The sequence below is a fragment of the Gemmatimonadaceae bacterium genome (assembly GCA_036273715.1).
Classification (GTDB): Bacteria; Gemmatimonadota; Gemmatimonadetes; order Gemmatimonadales; family Gemmatimonadaceae; genus JADGGM01.
Genome location: DASUHB010000074.1, coordinates 24,764 through 43,525 on the forward strand (window position 1 = coordinate 24,764; position 18,762 = coordinate 43,525).

The 18,762-nt window shown below is 67.5% G+C and carries 13 protein-coding genes; 4 read left to right on the forward strand and 9 right to left on the reverse strand.

The annotated features are described in order from the left end of the window. Window position 1: 1 nt before the first annotated feature. Window positions 2–2,545, reverse strand: coding sequence for a PAS domain S-box protein (locus VFW04_18520; protein ID HEX5181332.1), 2,544 nt, complete (start codon window positions 2,543–2,545; stop codon window positions 2–4). Between the two features lie 392 nt (window positions 2,546–2,937). Here VFW04_18520 and VFW04_18525 point away from each other — a divergent pair, with 392 nt between their 5' ends. Together VFW04_18525 and VFW04_18530 are read left to right on the forward strand one after the other, a co-directional pair. Next, window positions 2,938–4,179, forward strand: coding sequence for a Gfo/Idh/MocA family oxidoreductase (locus VFW04_18525; GenBank protein ID HEX5181333.1), 1,242 nt, complete (start codon window positions 2,938–2,940; stop codon window positions 4,177–4,179). A 26-nt stretch (window positions 4,180–4,205) separates the two neighbouring features. After that, entirely contained in the window at window positions 4,206–5,783 is a 1,578-nt protein-coding gene (locus VFW04_18530) for an FAD-dependent monooxygenase (protein ID HEX5181334.1), read from the forward strand. Here VFW04_18530 and VFW04_18535 read toward each other — a convergent pair. Both VFW04_18535 and VFW04_18540 read right to left on the reverse strand, forming a co-directional pair. Next, a complete protein-coding gene (locus tag VFW04_18535) occupies window positions 5,780–7,120 on the reverse strand; it encodes a Gfo/Idh/MocA family oxidoreductase (GenBank protein ID HEX5181335.1) in 1,341 nt (446 codons plus the stop codon). The genes VFW04_18530 and VFW04_18535 overlap by 4 nt on opposite strands. 14 nt (window positions 7,121–7,134) lie before the next feature. Next, a complete protein-coding gene (locus VFW04_18540) occupies window positions 7,135–8,355 on the reverse strand; it encodes a nucleoside permease (GenBank protein ID HEX5181336.1) in 1,221 nt (406 codons plus the stop codon). 108 nt (window positions 8,356–8,463) lie between these two features. Between VFW04_18540 and VFW04_18545 the strand changes: the two genes are divergently transcribed. Together VFW04_18545 and VFW04_18550 are read left to right on the forward strand one after the other, a co-directional pair. After that, complete coding sequence (locus VFW04_18545; protein ID HEX5181337.1) at window positions 8,464–9,636, forward strand: alanyl-tRNA editing protein; 1,173 nt, start codon at window positions 8,464–8,466, stop codon at window positions 9,634–9,636. Between the two features lie 77 nt (window positions 9,637–9,713). Next, window positions 9,714–10,370 carry an NAD(P)-binding domain-containing protein gene (locus VFW04_18550; protein ID HEX5181338.1) on the forward strand — a complete coding sequence of 219 codons (657 nt, stop codon included), beginning with the start codon at window positions 9,714–9,716 and terminating at the stop codon, window positions 10,368–10,370. A gap of 57 nt (window positions 10,371–10,427) precedes the next feature. On the opposite strand, the gene VFW04_18555 is transcribed toward VFW04_18550, so the two are convergent. The 6 genes from VFW04_18555 to VFW04_18580 form a co-directional block, all read right to left on the reverse strand. Further along, the gene (locus tag VFW04_18555; GenBank protein HEX5181339.1) at window positions 10,428–12,968 is read right to left on the reverse strand and encodes an ADOP family duplicated permease; all 2,541 of its coding nucleotides are present in this window, start codon (window positions 12,966–12,968) and stop codon (window positions 10,428–10,430) included. Window positions 12,969–13,037: 69 nt separating this feature from the next. After that, window positions 13,038–13,895, reverse strand: coding sequence for a sugar phosphate isomerase/epimerase (locus VFW04_18560; GenBank protein HEX5181340.1), 858 nt, complete (start codon window positions 13,893–13,895; stop codon window positions 13,038–13,040). Window positions 13,896–13,919: 24 nt separating this feature from the next. Then, a complete protein-coding gene (locus VFW04_18565; protein ID HEX5181341.1) occupies window positions 13,920–14,651 on the reverse strand; it encodes a Bax inhibitor-1/YccA family protein in 732 nt (243 codons plus the stop codon). A 136-nt stretch (window positions 14,652–14,787) separates the two neighbouring features. Then, entirely contained in the window at window positions 14,788–15,216 is a 429-nt protein-coding gene (locus VFW04_18570) for a DUF983 domain-containing protein (protein HEX5181342.1), read from the reverse strand. 70 nt (window positions 15,217–15,286) lie between these two features. Then, complete coding sequence (locus tag VFW04_18575) at window positions 15,287–16,750, reverse strand: hypothetical protein (protein HEX5181343.1); 1,464 nt, start codon at window positions 16,748–16,750, stop codon at window positions 15,287–15,289. Between the two features lie 245 nt (window positions 16,751–16,995). Continuing rightward, window positions 16,996–18,762, reverse strand: coding sequence for a VWA domain-containing protein (locus VFW04_18580; protein HEX5181344.1), 1,767 nt, complete (start codon window positions 18,760–18,762; stop codon window positions 16,996–16,998).

Genomic DNA, 18,762 nt, shown 5'->3' on the forward strand with positions numbered 1-18,762 from the left:
GTTAGACAGGCCGCGCCGGCGTCGCGTCGAGGAGATCGCGGATCCGCCGCGCCAGGTGGTCGGGGCGAAACGGCTTCTGGATGAAGGCCGCCCCCGGCTCGAGCATGCCCTGCCGCAGCACGGCGTCGTCGGTGTATCCCGACATGTAGAGCACCTTGAGATCGGGCTTGACGGTCCGTAGCTCGCGAACCAGATCCCGCCCGCTCAGCTCCGGCATCACGACGTCGGTGACCAACAGATCGATGCCGCCCGGCCGGCGGCCGGCGAGCTGCGCTGCTTCGCGGCCGGTCGCCGCTTCGACCACCGTGTAGCCATGGCGCTCCAGCACATCACGCACGACCGCGCGCACCGCCGCGGTATCCTCGGCGACCATGATGGTTTCGGTGCCGCGCAGCGATCGTGCAGGTCGCTCGCCCGTCTCCAATGACTCGGGCGGCCCATCGACCCGCGGCAAATAAATCTTGAAGGTCGATCCCTTTCCCGGCTCGCTGTACACCCAGATGAATCCGTCGCTCTGTTTGACGATGCCGTATACGGTCGCCAGGCCTAACCCTGTCCCCTTCCCGATCTCCTTGGTCGTGAAGAACGGCTCGAAGATGCGCGCCTTGGTCGCCTCGTCCATCCCGATGCCGGTGTCGCTGACGGCCATCAACACGTGTGGTCCGGCCGCGGGGCCGGGCCGCTCGGGCGCGAATTCCGTATCGACCATCACGTTGGCGGTCTCGATCGTCAGCCGACCTCCGTTAGGCATGGCGTCGCGCGCGTTGACGGCGAGATTCATGAGCACCTGCTCCATCTGGCCGGGATCGGCCCGCACCGACGCGAGCGCCGGGTCGAGCCGCGTTTCGACCGTGACGTCCTCGCCGATGAGTCGGCCCAACAACTTCTGCGCGCCGGACACCACCGCATTGAGATCGATGATCCGCGGTGCGAGCACCTGCCGACGGCTGAAGGCGAGCAGCTGCCGCGTGAGGTCCGCCGCCGCGACCGCCGCGCGCTTGATCTCGGCCACGTCCTGACGCCGCTCGTCCTGCGGATCGAGGTCCATGAGCAGCAAATCCGAGTAGCCGGTGATCGCGGTGAGAAGATTGTTGAAGTCGTGCGCGACGCCGCCCGCCAATCGCCCAACGGCTTCCATTTTCTGCGCCTGTCGGAATTGCTCCTCGAGTTGGCGCCGTTCCGTGACGTCCACCCAGACGCCCACCACCTCGGCGTCCTCGCCGAACGTGTCGCCGACGACGCGTGACTCGTCCCGGATCCAGCGATACGTGCCCGAGCGCTCCCGAAACCGGTACTCGTAGACCATGCGACCGGTTCGCGCCAACTCGTTCTGCGCCTCGAGGGTGCGCGCCATGTCGTCGGGATGGACGCCGGCGATCCACCATCCGTCGGCCAGAACTTCCTCGACGCTGTACCCGATGAACCGCGTGATGTTGTCGCTCACCCACACGCCGTGAAAGTTTGCGCCTCGCAGCTTCGTCACGTAGAGCACCGCGTTGCTCGAGGTGAGCGCTTGCGCGAGACGGTTCTGCACCTCGCGCAGCTCGCGCTCGGCACGCTGGCGCGCCGTGACGTCGTTGATCACCACGAGCTCGGCCGGGCGGCCTTCCCACGTTAGGCTGCAGGCGCTGATCTCGACGTCCATCACCGCGCCGGATTTGGTGCGGTGGCGCCACGTGCCCACGGAGTGGAGGGCGTGCGGCGGCTGGTCGAGCTCGTGGTGCAGCCGCTGCACTTCCTCGGGCGGCCGAAGCGCATCGATGGTGAGCGACAGGAACTCGTCTTTCGTGTACCCGTAGGCCTGCGTCGCCGCGACGTTCACCGCCAGGATGCGGTGCGTTTCGCGATCGAAGACCCACGAGGGCAGCGGCGTGTGCTCGAACAGCAGTCGATGGCGTTGTTCCGAGCTTGCCAGCTGCTCGAAAATGCGGCTCAGCGCGATCGCTTGCCCGACCTGGAACGCCACCGTGCGGGCGAACGCGAGCCATTCGTCGCCGCCTAACGATTTGCTCGCCGAGTCGAACAGCAGCACGCCCTGCTCCTCGCCCCGAGCACTGATCGGCGCCAGCATCGCTTCCAACGTGCTCGCGCGGTGCAGGAAATCACCGGCCACGGCCTGCGGCACGCTGGACGATGGTATCGCGATTGGTTTGCCTTCATCGAGGACCAAATCCAGCAGATCGGCGTGCCCGAACAGCGTCGGAAGTCCCGCCGCGATGTCTTCGCTGTAACCGACCTGAGCCACGCAGCGCCACCCATCGGCGCCGCGCACGAGGATCGCAGCGCGGGACAGCCCGGCCGCATCGACGCACTGCGTCAGGACATCCTGCAGCGAGCCCTCCGCATCGCCGCGTTGGGCAAGAGCGTTGGCGATCGTGTTCAGCACCGGCAGAGCTGCCGCCCGCAGCGACACCCGGCGGGAGATGTCGGATCGCAGCGCCACCTGGCGCTGCAACTGATGAATGAGCGGCGAATCGTATTCGACGCGTTGGACCGCTGGCGCCGGCCCGACCGCCTGGTCTGCGGAAGGGGTACGGATCGCCACGCCGATGACCGAGCGAGATCCGGCATCTCCGGCGAACGGCTCACGAGGTCGAACGCGCCTGATTGGCGTGCGAGCTGGCGCCGCTCGTCATCGACCGTCGTGGGGTCCGGCAAGGTGCGCGTGTCGATCGGCATCTGCACGTAAATCAATACCAGGTGCGGCGTGAACTCGCGCCAACCTCGGGATCGACATTCATCGTGACATCGATTTGCTTTTCGGTGGCCATCGATGGCAGCATGCGTTCACTTTCTGAGTCATCGTCGTCAGGGCGAGGCATCCGGGCCGGATATCGACCTTCGTTGCCTCGACTTTCGACAGATCGAGGACATGACTAAGGTACCGCCTGCGGGCGCGCAAGAGCGTTCGCCTGGTCCTAACGCACGAATCCAGACATGACCACTGGTCCACTCGGCATCGGCGTCATTGGCAGCGGCTTCAATGCGCGTTTTCACCTCCACGCCTTTCGTGCGGTGCGGGACGCGGAGATCCGCGGTGTGTACAGCCCGCACGAGGCGCATGCCGCCGAGGCGGCCACGCTGGCTCGGTCGCTCGACGTGGGTCCTGCACGTGCATTCAGGACCATCGCCACGATGGTAGCCGATCCGGCGATCGACGCGATCTGGTTGTGCGGCCGCAACGACGCGCGCGTCGAGAACATCGAAGCCATCGTCGACGCGGCGGCCGGGCGCGCAGCGCCGTTGCGCGGCATTGCCTGCGAGAAGCCCCTGGGGCGAAGTGTCGCCGAGGCAACGCGGCTGACGCGCGCCGTGAAGCGCGCGAACATCATGCACGGGTATCTCGAGAATCAGGCGTTCGCGCCTCCGGTGGTTCAGGGGCGGGATCTGATCTGGTCGCGCGGTGCGCGACTAACGGGCCGCCCGTATCTCGCGCGCGCGGCGGAAGAACACAGCGGCCCGCACGCGCCGTGGTTCTGGCAGGGGCGACTGCAAGGCGGCGGCGTGCTCAACGACATGATGTGCCACTCGGCGCTCGTGGTGCGACATCTGCTTACCGAACCCGGTCACCCGCTGTCATCGCTTGCCGTGAGGCGGGTGACCGGGCATATCGCAAGCCTCAAGTGGTCGCGACCCGAGTACGCAAAGCGTCTGGCGCGCACCATGGGCAAGGACGTCGATTACACGAAACATCCGTCGGAGGACTTCGCGAGCGTCACGCTCGAGTTCGAGGACGCCGAGGGACGGACCGTGTTAGGCGAAGCGAGCACATCCTGGAGTTTCATCGGCGCCGGGCTGCGGCTCTCGGCCGAGCTGCTGGGTCCGGAATACTCGATGGCGTGGAATTCGTTGGACAGCGGCCTCACGGTATTTTTCAGCCGCGAAGTGCACGGTCGCGCGGGCGAGGATCTCGTCGAAAAGCAGAACGCCGAGATGGGACTCATGCCCGTCGTAGCGGGCGAAGCCGCCGTCTATGGCTACGAAGCGGAAGATCGGCATTTCGTGCGGGCGTTTCTCGGAAAAGAAACCCCGCTGCTCACGTTCGACGATGGCCTGGACGTGGTGCGCATCCTCATGGCGGCGTACATGAGCGCGGAGCGGGGCAAAACGGTCGAGTTTCCGCCGCGCGGATTGGAGGGGTTCGTGCCGCAGGTTGCCAGGGGCGAGTGGAGGCCGTGACATGATTTGGGTTGCCGCCTAACCACATGAACGGCGTCGACACGCCGGTATTGATCGCCGGAGCGGGGCCAACAGGCCTCGCGCTCGCCCTCTGGCTCGCCAGGTTAGGCGTTGCGTTTCGCCTCATCGACAAGACCGATAATGTCGCGCCGTTCTCGCGGGCGCTCGGCGTGCACGCGCGCACGCTCGAGCTCTACCAGCAACTGGGCTTCGCCGAGCAGGTAATCGCCGGCGGGCTCATCGTACCGAGCATTACCTTGTGGGCGCGGCGCAAGAAGGTGCTCACCGTGCCGTTCAGGAACGTGGGGGAAGGTACGACGCCCTTCCCCTTCGTGCTCGACTTCGCGCAGGACGCGCACGAGCGCCTGTTGGTGTCGCAACTCGGTGAGATGGGTGTGGTGGTCGAGCGACGAACCGAGCTCACCGCCTTTACGGATGACGGCGACGCTATCCGCGCCACGCTTCGCCATGCGGACGGATCGACCGAAGAGTGCGTGAGCTCATATCTCGCCGGCTGCGACGGCGTGCACTCCATCGTGCGCGAGAAAGCCGGCGCCCGATTCGCCGGCGGAACGTACGAGCATCTGTTTTACGTCGCCGACGTCGACGCCAGCGGCCCAACGGTCGGCACCGGACTTCACGTGGACCTCGACGAGGCGGACCTGCTCGCCATCTTCGACATGAAAGGCGCGGGGCGCGTCCGGCTGGTGGGGACCGTCAAGGCCGGCACGACGCCTAACGGCGGGAAGGCCATCGGGTTCGATGACGTCGCACGCCGTCCCATGGATCAGATGCACCTCCAGGTGCAGAAGGTGAACTGGTTTTCGACGTACCGTGTTCACCACAAGGTGGCGAGCCGGTTCCGGACGGGTCGGACATTCCTCGTCGGCGACGCCGCGCACGTGCACAGTCCCGTCGGCGCGCAGGGCATGAACACCGGAATCGGCGACGCCGTGAATCTCGCCTGGAAGCTCGCCGCGGTCGTCCGCGATGGCGCGGATCCGAGCCTGCTCGACACCTATGAGACCGAGCGCATCGCGTTCGCACGCCGGTTGGTGGCGACGACGGATCGCGTGTTCGCCATCGCGACCAAGCGAGGCCCGGCCGCGGCGTTCGCACGGACGACATTGTTTCCGTTAGCCGCGTCGCTGCTCTTTCGTTTTCGCGCGGTGCGGTATCTTCTCTTTCACACGGTATCGCAACTCGGCATCCGCTATCCGGAGAGCGCGCTCAGCGTCGGGATGGCTGGATCGATACGCGCCGGCGATCGGCTCCCGTGGGTGGCGCCCAACGGCGATGGGACCGCGGCGGGGAACTTCGCGCCGCTGGCGTCGCTGCGTTGGCAAGTTCACACCTACGGGGAAGCCGCTTCGGGCGTACGACAGGCGTGCGCCGAGCTAGGCGTCGAATATCACGCGTTCGCGTGGCGAGCAGCGATGGCGAGATCGGGATTCGCGCGCGGCGCGGTCTACCTGGTGCGGCCGGACGGTTACGTCGCGTTCGCCGACGCGACTGGTGGCGCGGAGCGGCTGGAGGCATACGTTGCCGACCGGCCGTGGGTGCGCGGCGATCCCATGGAGGACCTGGACCGTGTCCGTGTCTAGAGGGTCCAGCCGGAACGGTACTCGGTGCGGACGTACTCCTCGGGCACCTTTGCGTTAGTCACGTCGCCCGTTTCAGGATTGAGCTCGAGCGCCTGATTCATGCGGATGGCAAGGTTGCCGAGGAGCACCATCTGCGTGAGTGGCCCCGCGTGTCCGGCGAAGTTGGAACCCGCCGGCGGACCGCCCTTGCACGCGCGAATCCATTCCTGGTACACGCCCGGTGTGCGCGGATACTTCTGCGGTGGCGGGTGCGCGGAGAACTCCGCCTGCCGTTTGGGGTCGAGCAAGCGCACCGCATCGCCATAGCAATCGGCGACCAGCTTGCCGTCGGTGCCGATCCACAGTTGCGTGCCGACATCCGCGTAGCGCGGCCAGTCGAATTCGGGTGCGAGCTCCACCGGGCGCGCCTCGGCGAGACCGCCGTCGTGCCACACCGCGCGCACCGGTGCGCGCGCGCCGCGTGCGCCGAACTCGTAGACGATGCGCGACAGCTTGGGCGCGGTCTCGGGATAGAGCTCGGTCGTCTCGGCCTCGATGCGCGCCGGGAAGCCGAGGTTCAAGGTCCAGAACGCCGCATCCATGGCGTGCGCCGCGATGTCGCCTAACGCGCCGCAGCCGAAGTCCCACCAGCCGCGCCAGGTGAACGGCGCGTACGCGGGATTGTACGGGCGGGCCGGCGCCGGGCCTAACCAGAGATTCCAGTCCAGCCACGGCGGCACTTCGTATGCCGCCAGCGGCCGCTCGAGGCCCTGGGGCCAGATCGGCCGGTCGGTCCAGTAGTGCACTTCGCGCACGGTCCCGATCGCACCCGCTTCCACGAGTTCGCGGATGAGGCGCGTGCCGGCGCCGGCGTGACCCTGATTGCCCATCTGCGTGGCGACCTTCGTGTGCGCGGCAGCATCCATTATCGCCTTCACTTCGGTCAGCGTGTGTGCGAGCGGCTTCTGACAGAAGACGTGCTTGCCGTGTTTCATGGCGAGCAGCGCGGCGGCGGCGTGCGAATGATCCGGGATAGTCACCGTGACCGCGTCGATGTTGTTTGCTTCCTTGTCCAGCATCTCGCGGTAGTCGCGATACTGCTTTGCTTTCGGGAAGCGGCGAAACGACGTCGCCGCGCTGTGCAGATCGACGTCGCAGAGCGCGTAGATGTTTTCGGTGCTCACACCCTGCACATCGCTTTCGCCTTTGCCGCCCACGCCGATGCAGGCGATGTTGAGCGTATCGCTGGGCGCGCGATAGCCGCGGCCGAGCACGTGGCGCGGCACGATGGTGAACGCCGCGCCGGCGAGCGCAACGTCGCCGATAAACTCGCGACGCGAAACCGGTTCGCGGGCCATACGATGCGGTCGCGTTAGGCGGCGATGGCCGCCGCCGGTTTGGGCTCTTCCGTCGGCACCCGCGGACGGAACAGCATGGCAAAGAGCACGAAAATCACCGCCGCCCCGCATGCCGGCACGAGCCACACCGACCGCCAGTCGTGGGCGCCGCCTGGCAGCCGGTACCTGTCAACCACGGGACCGGACAAGAGCGAGCCGATGAAGAGACCGACCCCCTGCGTGATGAACGCCAGGAATCCCTGCGCCGCGGCGCGGATCGACACGCGGGCGCGCTGGTCGACGTAGATCTGCCCCGTCACGAAGAAGAAATCGTAGCAGACGCCGTGGAGGATGATGCCGGCATAGAGCATCCACACGTTCACCGTGACGTTGCCGAACGCGAAGAAGAGATAGCGTACCGCCCACGCCGCCATGCCCAACAGCAGAATCCGCTTCACGCCTAACCGCGACAGCGCCCACGGCAGCAGCAGCATGAAGCCGATCTCGAAGAACTGGCCCAACGTCATCTTGGCCGCGGCGTCCTGCATTCCGATTTCGTTCAGGAACGGGTTGGTGAACGTGTAGTAGAACTGCAGCGGGATGCAGAGCAGGAACGAGCCGAGGATGAAAATCGCGAACGCGTTGTCCTTGAGCAGCGACAGCGCATCGAGGCCGAGCACGTCGCGCACGGTGATCGTCTTGCCCGCGGCGTGGGGCGGCGTGTGCGGCAGCGCGAACGAGAATAGGCCTAACACGATCGAGGCCGCCGCCGCCAGCTGCAGCGGCACCGCCGTCGCCTCGAGCTTGAGAAAGCCGACGATGAGCCCGGCCACGATCCACCCGATCGTGCCCAGCACCCGCACGAGCGGAAACTCCCGCGTCGGGTCGGTCATGTGGTCGAAAGAAATCGAGTTGGTGAGCGCCAGCGTCGGCATGTAGCAGAGCGCGTACACGATGAGCACGGCGTAGAACCCGCCGAACCCGTGCATCGTGGATGCGATCCACAACACGATGCCCCCCACGATGTGGAGCAGCGCCAGGATCTTCTCGGTGGCGAAGAACCGGTCGGCCACCATACCGACGAAGAACGGCGAAATCATCGCCGCGATGGCCGTGGCGCCATAGGCGAGGCCGACCTGCGTGCCGTCGAACTTGAGCGACGTCCCCAGGTACGTCCCCATGGTGACGAACCAGGCGCCCCAGACGAAGTACTCAAGGAACATCATCGTCGAGAGCTTGACGCGAACCGCGGTCATGTCCGGTCTCCAGAAAAATAACGGCGCGCGAGAAGATACCGCGCGCACCGAGCGCAGCAAGGGACGCGGCTCTACCGCGACGCGCGCCGCGCGCGCATGGTTCGACGTATGACCACACGCCTCTACTACTCCGATGCGTACCAAACCGAATTCGACGCGCGCGTCGTGGAGCGCGCAGATGACGGCCGCCGAATCTATCTCGAGCGCACCGCCTTCTATCCGACGTCGGGTGGACAGCCGCACGACACGGGCACGCTCGGCGGCGCCGCCGTTCGCGACGTGATTGACGAAGGCGAGCGCATTGCGCACGTGGTCGACGCTCCGGTGGAGCGAGACTCGGTCACCGGCCGCATCGACTGGGCGCGCCGCTTCGACAACATGCAGCAGCACACGGGGCAGCATCTCTTGTCCGCCGTGGTGGCGGATCTCTTCGGTTGGGCAACCGTGAGCGTGCGCTTCGGCGCCGGCGTTTCGACACTCGATGTCGACGTCGCTTCGATCACGCCCGAGCAGGCGGCGCGCGCCGAGCGCCGCGCGAACGAAATCGTATTCGAGAATCGGCCCGTGACCGTGTCGTATGAAGAAGCTGCAACCGCGTCCGGACTGCGCAAAGCGTCGGCGCGTGAAGGGACCCTTCGCATCGTGACTATCGCCGACCTCGACCGCAGCGCCTGCGGCGGCACGCACGTGCGCGCGACCGGAGAGATCGGGGCGATCCTCGTAGGGAAGATCGACAAGGTGCGTCAGTCGGCGCGGATCGAGTTCGTGTGCGGGATGCGTGCGGTCGAGCGAGCACGGGCCGATCACGACGCGTTGTCGCGGTTGGCGCAGTCGCTCTCGGCGGCGCCGCACGAAGTGGCCGACCTCGTCGCGCGGCAGAGCACGCGCCTCAAGGACGCCGACTCACGGCTGCGGCAGCTCGAGACGGAGCTGGCATCGCGCGTCGCGCGCGAGAGGTACGACGCCGCGCAACCGGACACCGCCGGCGTGCGACGCGTGGTCGAGCGGCGTGTCGCGGGCTCGCTCGACGAGCTGCGGCCGCTCGCGCTTGCGACGTCGTCGTTGCCGCGCGCGATGTTCATCGGCGCCGTCGAGTCGCCGAATGCGTCGGTGCTCGTTGCCGCGTCCGAGGATTCCGGCGTCGACGCCGGGCGGACGCTCAAGGCCGTGCTCGCCGACGCCGGCGGGCGCGGGGGCGGATCGGCGCGGCTGGCGCAGGGCACCCTTCCCTCGCGCGACGCGCTCGACGGTGCGATGGCATCCCTCGGCGGTGCCCGTTAGGCATCGGGTCGGGCCCGTGGTGGCACGTCCCGTGAAGGATGCTCGTGGCACGTGTTCAACTTCCGCAGGAGGCAGCTATGAGGATCGGCATCATTGGCGCGGGGCACATCGGAGGAAACCTTGCGCGGCGGCTGACGGCCGCCGGGTACGACGTCTCGATCGCGAATTCGCGCGGTCCCGAATCGCTGGTCGATGTCGCATCGAAAACGGGCGCCAGGCCCGTGTGGGCGAAAGACGCGGCGCGCGAGAAAGACCTCGTCATCGTGACGATTCCCGAAAAAGACGTGAAAGAGCTGCCCAAGGATCTCTTCGCATCCGCGAAAGCCGACACGGTCGTCGTGGACACGGGCAACTACTATCCCAAGCGCGACGGAAAGATTGCATCGATCGAAGACGGCACGACAGAAAGCCGCTGGGTGTCGGAGCAGCTGGGGCGTCCGGTGGTGAAGGCATTCAACACGATCTATGCGCACAACATCGTCGATCGGCCGCGGCCCAAAGGCGACGACAAGCGGCTGGCGCTGCCTGTCGCCGGCGACGATACGCGGGCGAAGCAGGTGGTGATGAAGGTGATCGACGAAATCGGCTTCGACAGCGTGGACGCGGGGGGCCTGGATGATTCCTGGCGGCAGCAGCCGGGCACGCCGGTGTACGGCACGGAGCTCGACGCGAACGGCGTCAAACGCGCGCTGTCCGAGGCGCACCACGAGCGGCCGAAGGAATTCCGCGCCTAACGAATGAGTGTCCGATGTTCCGCGGCGCCCGCTGGGGAGCGCCGCGGGACGACCGGGCTACTCTGCGCGCAGGGCGATCATCGGATCGACACGCGTCGCGCGCCGCGCCGGCAGGTACGCAGCCACCAAGACGGCGGCGATGAGCACGAGAACCACCGCGGCCATGGTGAGTGGATCCGTTGCCGTTACCTGATAGAGCTGCGTGCGGAGAACCCGCGTGCCGGCGAGGGCGAGCGCGAGGCCGATACCGGCCCCAAGAGCGCCCATGCGTACGGCGTGCGCGGCCACCAGCCACCGAATGTTCCGGTCGGACGCGCCGAGTGCCATGCGGACGCCGATCTCGTGCGTGCGTCCGCGGACCAGCGCGGCCAACAGCGCGAAAACGCCCAATGCGGCCAGCAGGAGGACGGTCGCGGCCAGAACGCCTAACGTCGTGGCGAGCGCGCGGGCGCGCGCCGTTTGGGCGGACAAAAGCGCGGCCCCGGTCTCGACCTTGCGGATGCCGGCGTCGGGATCGATGTCGCGTACGATGCGGGTGAGCGCCGGGAGCATGGATCGCGGGTTGCCCCGCGTGCGAACGGCGAGCCAGACGCCGAGGAACGCTTCTCCCGGCGCCGAGACGTATACCGCAGGCCTCGGCGCTTGCGTTAGGCCGCGAAAGCGCGTGTCGGCCACGACGCCGACCACCGTGTACCACTTCCGATGGGCGTTCGAGAGCCCCAGGCTGAGCTGCTGCCCAATGGGGTTGCGTCCGGGCCATGCCGCACGCGCCAGGGCCTCGCTGACCACCGCCGTGGGCGTTCCGTTAGGCACGTCCTGGGGTCCGAAGAACCGGCCGCGCTCGAGGCGCATGCCCAACGCCTGGAAGTAGCCCGGCGCTGCAACGTCCCAATCGACCATCGGGTTGTGCGAGGCCGCCTCCGGCGGCTGACCGGCGGCCAGGTAGTGCGATGTCAAACCCGTGGCCGAGAACGGCTCGACGGCCGTGGTGGTGACGCCGACGACGCCCGGTGTCACGGCAAGACGCTGCACCGATTGCGTCACCAGGCTGCGAAAGCGCGCGCCGTAGCGCGCGAGCTCGGCGGTATCCGTGGTCGGCGGCACCATGAGCTCGAGTCCCGCAATGAGCTGCTGTCGAGGCGTGAATCCAAGATCGATCTCGTCGATGTGCGCGAGACTCCGCGCAACCAGCCCCGCACCCGCCAGAATCACGACGGCGAAAGCGACCTGCACGACGACGACAGCGCTCCGAAGCCGGCTGGTGCGATGGTCGGCGGATACCCGAACGCCGCTCGACCGCAACTCACGCTCGAGATGCGGTACGGCAATCGACAGGGCCGGCGTGACCCCGAACAGGAGAACGGCGAACGCGGTCAGGCCCACGGCGAACGCGACGACCGCACCACTGATGTGCACCTGATCGAGCCGCGGCCAGTCTGCCGGGGCCAGTCCGACGCCGAGCCGCACCAGCGCCGCGGCGAGCGCGAGCCCGGCGACTCCGCCTAACGCAGCGAGCATCGCACTCTCGGTGAGGAGCTGCCGCACGATGCGTGCACGCGATGCGCCGATGGCCGCCCTGACCACGAGATCCGGTGTCCGTTCGACGCCACGAGCCAGCAGTAACCCCGCGACGTTGATGCAGGCCACGAGGAGCACGAGCAGCGCCGCGGCGCCGACCACGAGCAGCACCGTCCGGGTCTTGCCTGTTACGGCGGTCGCGTACGAGGCGACCTCCACCACGCGGCTTGCCGCCGGGCCCATCGAGCGTGACCCGTATGTTCGCGCCACGGCGGAGAAATCGGCGCGCGCGGCAGACATGGTCGCGCCGTCGCGGAGCCGGCCGACAAGATTGAAATAGCCTCCATCGGGCGATCGGTCTGCTCCGTACGGCCGTTCCATTTGGTCGAGCGAGACCCAGGCCTCGGTTCCTTCGGGATAATCGAACCCCGGTACCGCAACACCGAGGACGCGGGCCTGCATTCCCTGGACCGCCACGATGCGGCCGACGACTTGCGAGTCGCCGCCGAACGTCGACCGCCACGCCGCATAGCTGAGCACGAGCGGCGGTTCTGCACCGGCGCTGTCGTCCGAGGGCCGCATGAGCCGGCCTAACGCAGGACGCGCGCCGAGGACCTCGAACAATTCGCCGCCGACCGCAGTCGTCGCGAGGGTCGTCAGGTGATCGCCGTAGCGTGCCGCGAACGGGGTCGCCCCAGCCGAGAACACGCGCCCGAACGCACGAAAGGCCGTGCTCCGAGCACGCAGGGAGTCGAGGAATCCATTCGTGAGCGCGATGTCGCCGAGAGCCGCCGGCTGCGATGCATTGCGCAAACGAAGCACGACGAGGTGGTCCTGATCGCGCACCGGCAGCGGCGCCAGCAGCACCGCGTTGACGATCGCGAAGGCCGCCACCGTCACGCCGATCGCGACGGCGAGAGTGACAACGATCCCGGCTGCGAGGGCCGGCCGTCGACGCAGACTGCGCAGTGACAGCCTCGCGTCCGTCTGCAACCCGTCCAGCCAGGACGGGACACGGTTCCAGCCGCGGCCAGTCGAGCCGCTGCCTAACGATCCTTTCGCATTGCGAGCACGCCGCATGGGCCCTCCATCGCCGGACCTCAAACGGATATGTCGCGGTCATCCGAAGGCGTCAAGCGGCGCGACGGCTCAGAACGTCAGACCATGCAGATAGGTGAAGCTGGTTTCTGCGTCGGCGATCGGCGACGGTGGCTCGTCGTGCTCGACGAAGGTGTACTCGAGCCCGGCGCGCTTGGCATAGCGGAAGATTCGAGGCCAGTCGATCGTGCCCTTGCCCACATCGACCATCCTGCCGTCTCTGGTGATGTCTTTCGCATGGATCATCGGGAAGCGCCCGGCGTGCTGCGCGAAGTACCGCTGCGGATCCTGGCCGCCCTTCACGATCCAGAAAATGTCGAGCTCCATCTTCACGAGGGCGGGATCGCTTTCGGCGAGCAGGATGTCGTATCCGAGGCGTCCATCGACAGGCGCGAACTCGAAGTCGTGATTGTGGTAGGCGAAGCCGATGCCCCGCTTGCGCGCGGCTTCGGCGGCCACCGTCATCTCGTGCGCGGCCTTGGTGTACCCGGCGACGGTGCGTTCGGGCTCATCGATCCAGGGATTGACGATGTAGGTCTGGCCGAGCATCGCGGCGTCATCGAGCGTGCGATCCCAGTTGCGCCGGATGTCCTGCATGCTGCTATGGGACGACCGCGCGCGAACTCCATGCCGGTCCAGGATCGCGCGCATTTCCTTGGCGGTCTTGTCGTGGAGGCCGGCGAGCTCGACTTCCTTGTAGCCGATTGCCGCAACGGCCGCGATCGTGCCTTCCACATCCCGATCCATCAAGCTGCGAACGGTATAGAGCTGCAAGCCGAGTTGGCCTAACCGGGCCTTCGGCGCACTCTGACTGCGGGCGACGTGTGGCACGGCCCGCGCGCCAAGCAAAACGCCGGCGGCAAGCATGCCGCCGGCGTTCCGCAAGAAGTCGCGACGCTCGGAGTCCATCGTCCGACCCGGTGATTCGCCGAGTTACCGGCGAAGCCGGGACAGGAGGCGCAGGATCTCCAGGTACAGCCAGACCAGCGTCATGAGCAGTGCGAATCCGCCGTACCACTCCATGTATTTCGGAGCGCCCATCTGCGCACCGCGCTCGATGAGATCGAAGTCGAGGATCAGGTTGAGCGCCGCGACGCCGGCAAACACCACGCTCAAGCCGATGCCCAACGGACTGGAGCTCCACAGAATGGGCATCGACACGTGGAATAAGCCGAGCACCATCGTGAGCACGTAAAACAGCATGATGCCGATGGTCGCCGAGATGATGATGCGGCGGAACATCGGCGTGGCGCGGATGAGGCCGCTCTGATACGCCAGCAGCATGCCTAACGCGACGGTGAACGTGAGGCCGACCGCCTGGAGCACAAGGCCGTGGTACGCCGCGGCATAGATCGCCGAGATCGCGCCGAGCGCCAGTCCCTCGAGCACCGCGTACAGCGGCGCGGTGATCGGCGACGTCTGGGGCTTGAACATCGCAACCAGCGCAACGATCAACCCGCCGAACACGCCGATCATGACTGCCGGGCCGACGACCGCGGGATTGGACACCGTTGCCGTCCACACCCACCCGGCCGAAAAAATCGTGAGTGCCACGAGCAACAGCGACTTGAACGCCGTGCCCGAGACGGTCATTCGCTCGGCGCTTACGCCGGCAATGGCGTTCCGGAAAACAGATTCACGCAACGCGGGATTCGAACGTGCCATGGAATTCTCGACGCTATGGGAAATGGCCCGATGCCCGCGCGCGAAAGCACGCGGCAGCAGTAGACATCCGTTCTACACTACAAATCTATGCAAGATTCTGAAAGGCTGGGTCTTCAGGGAGTCCGCGCAGCCGAACCTAGTGACTACCCGGCGGCACTCGGTCCTGTGCTGCATGATCGGGATGCGGCGGCCGGAACATGAGGTCGAACGCGAGCCAGAGATTGCGCGCGAATGGCAGGAACAGGACGGGCATCAGAATCGCAAGAATCACCGACAGACCCCATACCAAGTTCCACGGCACGTTGGGCCACAGCACGATAATGACGATCACCGCGATCCCCACGGATACGAGCTCGGCCGCCACGAGATTAAACATGTAGGCGCCGAGCCAGTAGTCCTCGGATTCGCCGCGCTCGAAGACGAGATCGCAAGTCGGGCACGCGTGCTTGGTCTTGAACCAGGACCGCCAGATCCCGCTCCCGCCGCATCGTGGGCAACGCAGACGCACGGCGCGCACGATCATCTTGGGCGGCGACGGCAGCGACCATTCAATTGGCAATCTCATCGGTTGCGGCATGCGAACTCCCGGCTGCCAAAAGCTAGCGCGGGTGCGTCGCCTGCGCGCCGAACATCGATCAGCGAATGTCGCCGCGTTCGGGCTCGCGATCGGGGTTTTCGGTGCCAGAGGTCGCGCCTGACCCGCGCTCCACTTCCGAGCCGGGAACCGCGGATTCCTGCACCCAGCCCGTGGGCCGCTTGGACCAAACTGATCCGTCGTCGCAGATGACGAGGATGTCGTCGTCGCGACGCATGGCTGAGACGGGCCGGCGAACGCGCGTGCTGTGCGTCGGCAGTCCGGGCTGACGATCGGGGTGCGGCGTGCTGTCGGACAGCGCTTCCTCGATGTCGTATTCGCGTCCACCGGATGTGCGCGGCGCATCGGCGAGGCCGCGCGGCCGCGCCGTAGGCACTTCGCGCTCACCAGTGGCCGGCTGCTCGGCCGGCGACGCCGGAGCAACCTCCGATGTAGCGGGCTTGGCGGCGGGCGTCTCGGACTCGCGGGCAGGCGCGGCGTCTTCCGGTCGGTTGGCGGACGGCGCTCCGCCGAGATCGTACGGCTCTTCGGGCGGCTCGTCCATGGGCGGCGCATCGGCCAACGGCGCGCCGCCTAACGAGACGGGACGGTCGCGCAGTCGCGGATAGTTGTGGACGTAGTCCCAGACCTTCGAGAGCACGTTCACGGCTTCCGAATGTTCTTCGTCCAGGCGGCGGCCGAACTCGGCGTACGCTTCGTCGAGTGCGTGCGAGATGTCGTCGGCCTGCTTGCGGCGCAGCTCGGCTTCACGGCTTGCGGCGTCGCGTTCCGTGCACGCCAACGCGTACTGCTCCCGGAGCGTGCTCACGTACGATCGCAGCGTCTGCTGCTTTTCGTTGCCCTCGCGACGCTCCTTCGACAGTTCCGTCTCGAGGCGAATGCGCTCCTCCTCGAGGAGCGTCACGCGACGCGCCAGGTCCGCGCGCACGTCCGCCGACGCGGCGCGCTCGGAATGCAGATCCTCCGCCGTACGCTCGAGGAGCGCGCGCGTGGCCGCGAGGTCGGCCTCCAAACGCGATGTGATTCGGACGGCGCTCTCGCGCGCGGCTGCGAGCTCGGAGCGCAAGCCGAGGGCGCTTTCCTGTGAGGCGGTGAGCTCGGCTGCGGCGGCGGCGCGGCGGGAGGCCGCCTCCTGACGCTCGGTTTCGAGCGCCATGCTCAGGCGAAGCTCGGTCTCGCGCGCGGCCGCGCGGCTCGAGTCGACAGCGTGCTGGAGCTCGGCGATCGTGCGGCGCGCCTGATCGAGATCGCCGCCCAACGTCACGCGCTCGCGGCGCACCAGACCGAGCTCGCGCAGCTCCTCATCTTGATGGCGGAGGCGCTCGGCGTGCTCCTTGATCGTCGCCTTGAGCCGGTCGATCGAGGCTTCGCGGCGGCGCAACTGCACGACGTGCTCGCGGCGCGTGACGCGCCGCTGCCGCCTAACGAACAGGGCGGTGACCAGCGCGCCCACGACGGCGCCGACCACCAGCCACAGAATCACCCACTGGGTTGGCAAACCCACGAGATGGAACCTCGGCATCGAAGCGATTGCGGCCTACACCGGCCGCTGCGCGACATCGCGCATGAGCCTTCCGAATCAGTCGCGGCCTCGGGAATCATACTTTCGGCTGTCCCGAATGGCCGAAGCAAAGCCGCGGCGGCCTGCGGTGCAAGGGACGCGCCTGCATCGGCGCGTGTCTGGGAGCATCCAACCTATTGGCCATCAATTGCTTACCGTGTCTCGCGAAGTGCCGTTGCGCGAGTACATCACCAATCAGCCCGGGTGGATGTCGCCTGTGCGCCACGTGATCCCCCACCCACCTGTCCGGTCACCATCGCGCGCTGCAGCGCATCCAGCATCTGCCGTGCTTGCGATTCCGAGATCTGCGGAGCCGACTGGCCGCCCTGCGGGTTTCCGAATCCGCCGCCCTGCGTTGCGCCGGCGCCCGTTCGCGGCGCGCCGGCGTAGCCGGACTTGGTGAGATTGCCGCCGCCCCAGTCGGCCTTCCGGTGCGGACCGCCGCCGAACCGCGTTTCCTCGTCGCCGAGCCGACGCAGCGCAAGCTCGAGATTCCATTTGGCGTCGACGTCGGCGGGGTCGAGCACCAGCGCCTCGGTGTACGCGTTGATGGCAGCGTGGAGCATGGGACGCTTGTCGGGCTCCTCGTCGGCCACGTGCATATAGGCGTTGCCGAGGTTGAACAGCGCTTGACGCCGGATCTCGGGGGGACCGCCGAGGGCGAGGCGATAGTTCGTGACGGCCTCGTCGAACTGGGCCAACCGGTACAGCGTGTTGCCGATGTCGTACGACAAGAACGCCTGCGCGTCGGCGTCATTGGCTTGCCGGGCGTCGCGGACGAGCGCGCGCAGCTCATCGAGCGCGTCGCGATAGCGGCCGGCATTGTAGAGCGACACGGCGCGCGCCGCCCGACGTCCATCCACGCGCGGCTTCGCGCCTAACGCAGCGGACAGGCCGGCGGCAACGAGCACGGCGGCGGCTGCGCGCGCGGCAGCGCGTGTCGCCGAACCGCGGCGCGACCGGCCGACGGGCAGGCCGAGCAGCAGCGACTCGAGGACGAGGGCGGCGAGCGCGAGGGCGGCCGGCCATTCGAAGCGGTCGATGAGGCCGGCCCGTTCCCGGGACGCCGTGCGAGCGGCGCCTAACTGACGAATCGCGGCGATCACCGGTGCGGCGGCGGGTGGACCCGACCAGCGGACATATTTCCCCCCGGCGACCGCGGCCGTCGCGTCGAGATCCGATTCGGCGAGTCGCGAGACGACAACCTGGCCGCGCCAATCACGATGCGGGCGCGCGTCCGTCGGGCTCTGGGGCACCGTCGTGCCGGCGGACGAGCCGACGCCGACAGCATACAGATGGATGTGCGAGCGCGCCAGGACACTCGCGCCGTCGCGCATCGATCCCTGCGTCGCTTCGCCATCCGTTAGGAGGACGACCGTGTGGGAGCCGGCGCCGCCGTCGCGCGCGAAGGCGGTCGCGGCGAGATCGAGCGCGCCCTCGATGTCGGTGGCGGGGTCGGGGATGTCTTCCGTGCTCACGGCATCGACGAAGCGCGAGAAGATGCCGTGGTCGGTCGTGAGCGGGAGTTGCAGGAACGCGTTGCCGCCGAACACCTCGAGGCCCACGCGGTCGTGCGGCAGCGAATCGGCGATCGTGCGCGCCGCCGCCTTGGCCTGGGCGAGACGCGATGGATACGCATCCGCCGCGTTCATGGAGCGCGAGAGGTCGAGCACGAACAACACATCGCGCGACGAGCGCTCGACGGCGGCGCGCGACTCGCCCCATTGCGGCCGCGCGAGGGCCAGGCCGATGCATACCAACGCGGCGAGGGCAACCGCATCCGCGACGAGGCGGCGGCGGCGCGGCGGCAGCGCCGAGGCACGCGCGATGAGGGAGGCCTCGCCATAGCGGGCGCGATCGGCACGATTCAGCCGGCTGCGCCGAACGCACGCGTACACGCCTAACGGCAGCAGCGCGGCGAGCGCGGCGAGCCAGAGCGGAGCATCCAGACGCAT

Excerpts from the sequence above, each read along its gene's own strand:
- VFW04_18525 (HEX5181333.1), top strand. The coding sequence starts at position 2,938 with ATGACCACTGGTCCACTCGGCATCGGCGTCATTGGCAGCGGCTTCAAT.
- VFW04_18530 (HEX5181334.1), top strand. The coding sequence starts at position 4,206 with ATGAACGGCGTCGACACGCCGGTATTGATCGCCGGAGCGGGGCCAACA.
- VFW04_18535 (HEX5181335.1), bottom strand. The coding sequence starts at position 7,120 with ATGGCCCGCGAACCGGTTTCGCGTCGCGAGTTTATCGGCGACGTTGCG.
- VFW04_18540 (HEX5181336.1), bottom strand. The coding sequence starts at position 8,355 with ATGACCGCGGTTCGCGTCAAGCTCTCGACGATGATGTTCCTTGAGTAC.
- VFW04_18545 (HEX5181337.1), top strand. The coding sequence starts at position 8,464 with ATGACCACACGCCTCTACTACTCCGATGCGTACCAAACCGAATTCGAC.
- VFW04_18550 (HEX5181338.1), top strand. The coding sequence starts at position 9,714 with ATGAGGATCGGCATCATTGGCGCGGGGCACATCGGAGGAAACCTTGCG.
- VFW04_18555 (HEX5181339.1), bottom strand. The coding sequence starts at position 12,968 with ATGCGGCGTGCTCGCAATGCGAAAGGATCGTTAGGCAGCGGCTCGACT.
- VFW04_18560 (HEX5181340.1), bottom strand. The coding sequence starts at position 13,895 with ATGGACTCCGAGCGTCGCGACTTCTTGCGGAACGCCGGCGGCATGCTT.
- VFW04_18565 (HEX5181341.1), bottom strand. The coding sequence starts at position 14,651 with ATGGCACGTTCGAATCCCGCGTTGCGTGAATCTGTTTTCCGGAACGCC.
- VFW04_18570 (HEX5181342.1), bottom strand. The coding sequence starts at position 15,216 with ATGAGATTGCCAATTGAATGGTCGCTGCCGTCGCCGCCCAAGATGATC.
- VFW04_18580 (HEX5181344.1), bottom strand. The coding sequence starts at position 18,762 with ATGCGTCTGGATGCTCCGCTCTGGCTCGCCGCGCTCGCCGCGCTGCTG.